Here is a 3967-nt window from a genome sequence, read left to right as displayed (position 1 = left end):
AACACTGTGTATAATTAATTGCTTTTTAAGTGCTTACTCGCGAAAATTCCTGCGGAATTTTCTCTGGTTCGTAAAAGTTTGCTAAATTAGTTGCTAAACCACGCAACTAACCATACACAAACACGTTATGTGCAAGCGAAAAAAAAGAAATTGTAACAATAACCCAATTTTTTAATCTTTAGAAGAAACCATAAGAACAAATGAGAAAATTAGCTTTAATACTAATCATAGTAATTTCTTTTTCATCGTGTAATAAAAATAAAAAAAACACCGACAATCCAATAAGTAAAAACCAAATTGTAATGGATTCTTTAACAGCTGAATTGGATTCTATTCAAAAAAATGGACAAATAAATGGATTTGCAGTTGCAATGGTCGACCAAAACGGAGCGCTCTATGAAAAAGGCTTTGGATTAGCTAATATTGAGACAAAAGAGAAGTATACAGAAAATACAATACAGCACATTGCTTCGGTTTCTAAAACGTTAATTGGTATAGCCTTAATGAAAGCTAAAGAAATGGGGAAATTAAATTTAGATGACCCGATTCAAGACTATTTGCCTTTTAAGGTAATAAACCCAAATTATCCTAATGAAACAATTACTATAAGACAATTAGCTACTCATACTTCTGGTATTAATGATACTGACGAACAATATATGGAAAGAGCTTGGATTCTTACAAAAGACCAAGACTTAACAAAAGTAAGCACAGATTATCCAGCTCAAAGATTAAATCCATATGAACTAAATATACCAATGGAAAAATATTTAAAAGGGTATTTGGAAATAAATGGGGCATATTACCAAGATGACAATTACATAAAATTCAAACCAGGAGAGCGATATAACTATTCAAACATAGGTGCTACTTTATGTGCATTAGTCATCGAAAAAGCAACAGGTCAAGCGTTTGATTCATTTACTGAAGAACACATCTTAAAACCATTGAGTATGAATTCATCTGGTTGGTCATTAGAAGATGTGGATATAAAAAAGCATTCAAGATTATACAGAAACGATAACTCTCTTTTACCTTTCTACACCGCTATAACGTATCCCGATGGAATGTTAATTTCATCAAGTAGTGATATGGCAAAGTATCTAGTTGAATTGATTAAAGGTTATTCGGGAGAAGGTACATTACTTTCAAAAGAAAGCTATAAAGAACTTTTTACAGAACAACTTAGTGATAACAATTTTGCAGAAGGTGAACGTAACGCAGATCATCCTTATGATGGAGACTATAATCCTGCAATATTTATAGGATATAGCGCATTCGGTTTTGTTGGTCATTCAGGTGGTGACGCTGGAGTTGCTACTTGGATGTATTTTGACAAAGAAAAAAAGACTGGAAGATACATTGTAATTAACTGTGATATGGGAAATGACGAAAGAGCTAGAGAATTAGAATATTACGCAGTTTGGGATAAAATGAATGAATATTTTGATAAACTGAACGTAGAAAAGCCAGCACATAACAACGTGTATAATTAATTGCTTTGGCAAGTGCTTATTTGGAAAATTCCTTCGGAATTTTCTCGCGTTCGTTTTTGTTTACTAAATTAGTTGCTTAACCACGCAACTAACCATACACAAAACCGTTGTGCTTCATTATCAGAAACCGCTAACCAATGATAAAATTCTTTAGAAAAATTAGACAGAACTTACTCTCTGAAAACAAATTCAGCAAGTACTTGATTTATGCTATTGGCGAAATTTTTCTTGTTGTTGTTGGAATTTTAATAGCGTTATCAATTAATAATTGGAATGAAAGCAAAAAATTGAATAAGGAGATTGTTAGTCTATCTAAATCAATAATTAACGAATTAGGGAATGATATTGCTGCCTTTGATAGAGCTATAATTTTAAATGATTCAGTATTGAATACTTCCGCTGTTATTTTTGATAGCATTTCTCAAACTAAATCTGGTAACATCAGAAAATTATTGCTTTTAAACAGTAGATATTGGGATTTTCGCCCGAATAATGCAGTCTATAAATCATCCGTTTCAAGTGGATTTTTAACTAATTATGATGATTCTTTAGAAATTAAAATCATTAATTACTATGAAAAGCAATATACAGTGCTAAAAATTGCGGCTCTTGAACAAACTAAATATACACATAAAGTGAGTGATTTACTAATTAATGAATTTCCAAATTTAACACTTTCAGAGGAAGTATATAATATGCGAGCTTTGGAAATAATAGGCAAAGACCATGTGTTTAATTCCATCTTTGCAAGTAATTTTATAACAAGTCGTTTACAGCAAACAATGAAGGAAACACAAGAACAAGCAGAACAATTAATTGCATCCCTAGAACTATTAATAGAATAACGAAGCACAACAACGTGTATAATTAATTGCTTGGTTCTAGACTACTTGCGAAAATTCCTGCGGAATTTTCACGGGTTCGTAAATGTTTGCTAACTTAGTTGCCAAACCACGCAACTAACCATACACAAACACGTTGGCAATAATATAACAGAACGCAACGAAAAACTGTCTAAATCGAATAAAAGTGGAATTTTCACTTACCTTTTATGGAGTGCTGTTGGAGTTATTGGTAGAATTAATTACTATTATAAATCGAATTATTTAATTTGCAGAATAATTAATGTTTTAATCGGAATTATATAAGCTCAAAAATGAATAAAATACACTTTGACAATAATAAAAATTGGATATGGATAGCGATTTTAATCCTTTCTGGTATTTTTATTGTATGTGGAGGTTTTGAACTTTTTGAAAACCCAAATACGAATAGAATATTAACTATAACAAGTTTTTGTTTACAAATAATTTACTTAACTAAAATGTTTTGGTTTAAAAATTATGTTCAATATAACAAAAAGGGAATAATAACGATTAAGGTAAACTCTGCAATTGGAAAAACATTTATGTATAAGGATATCAAAAACTCGCAATTAGATGGTAAACAACTGTTGATTAAAAAAAATAATGGAACTACTATTAAATTCAATTTGGATGGAATTACCGAATCGGATGTTAAAAAACTTTATACAATGGTAAATAAAAATACTATCGCCAACACCGTGTATAATTAATTGCTGTTTTCTTCTCTACTTGCGAATATTCCTTCGGAATATTCACAGGTTCGTGAAAGTTTGCTAAATTAGTTGCTTAACCACGCAACTAACCATACACAAACACGTTGTGCAACATATCACCAAAACCGAAAGTTAATGACAAACCGAATTTTAACAGCTCTAACAATTAGAATTGCTGGAATATTTTTATTCACGAAAATCTTTGACCATTTTGGTTCTTATTTCCTTTCAATTTATGGAGCTGCGATTATGGCTCAATTTGATAAATTACTCAACGAACCGATTGATAAATTCTATTTCACAGGAACATTTTTGATAATAGCAAACATTGTTGTTTCACTTTTTCTTTTCATAAAAGCGGAATGGATTTCCAAAAAACTAATCAAATCGGAAAAAGAAATAAAAACGGAACTGAACGCTGAATCACTGACAAAAGTGATTTTATTGACAGTTGGAATTATTTGGTTGGCGAAATTGATTTATCTTATTCCTGATTTGATTGATTACTCTGTTATATTTATTTCCAAGTTGAATGGTAACGAAGAAATAGAATTACCTGATTTTGGATTTCCGAACTATATTCTAAAAACAATTTTGACATTAATTATAATATTTCGAATTCAAAAAATATCGAATTGGATTATAAAGAAAATATAAAATACGTCGCACAACACTGTGTATATTTAATTGCTGTTTTCTTCTCTACTTGCGAATATTCCTTCGGAATATTCACGGGTTCGTAAAAGTTTACTAAATTAGTTGCTTAACCACGCAACTAACCATACACAAACACGTTGGCAACAATTTGACGCAACCAAATCGCGAATTTAACATCTATAGATTATAAGCTTAATTTTATAAAAAATGAAAACTCAAATTTTATTATTAATTA

At 30.4% G+C, this 3967-nt stretch carries 4 protein-coding genes; all 4 read left to right on the top strand.

Annotation, left to right across the window (positions count from 1 at the left end; all coding sequences use genetic code 11):
- Positions 1 to 302: 302 nt before the first annotated feature.
- The 4 genes from HNV10_RS16980 (at position 303) to HNV10_RS16965 (ending at position 3732) form a co-directional block, all read left to right on the top strand.
- Positions 303 to 1496, top strand: a complete 1194-nt coding sequence (locus HNV10_RS16980) for a serine hydrolase domain-containing protein (RefSeq protein ID WP_241695532.1) — start codon at positions 303 to 305, stop codon at positions 1494 to 1496.
- Positions 1497 to 1633: 137 nt separating this feature from the next.
- Entirely contained in the window at positions 1634 to 2341 is a 708-nt protein-coding gene (locus HNV10_RS16975) for a DUF6090 family protein (protein ID WP_173302633.1), read from the top strand.
- Between the two features lie 311 nt (positions 2342 to 2652).
- Positions 2653 to 3072, top strand: a complete 420-nt coding sequence (locus HNV10_RS16970; protein ID WP_173302635.1) for a hypothetical protein — start codon at positions 2653 to 2655, stop codon at positions 3070 to 3072.
- A gap of 138 nt (positions 3073 to 3210) precedes the next feature.
- Positions 3211 to 3732 carry a hypothetical protein gene (locus HNV10_RS16965; protein ID WP_241695531.1) on the top strand — a complete coding sequence of 174 codons (522 nt, stop codon included), beginning with the start codon at positions 3211 to 3213 and terminating at the stop codon, positions 3730 to 3732.
- Positions 3733 to 3967 lie beyond the last annotated feature (235 nt).

Source organism: Winogradskyella litoriviva, from assembly GCF_013249065.1.
Lineage (GTDB): Bacteria > Bacteroidota > Bacteroidia > Flavobacteriales > Flavobacteriaceae > Winogradskyella > Winogradskyella litoriviva.
This window is presented reverse-complemented; position numbering and strand designations above follow the sequence as displayed.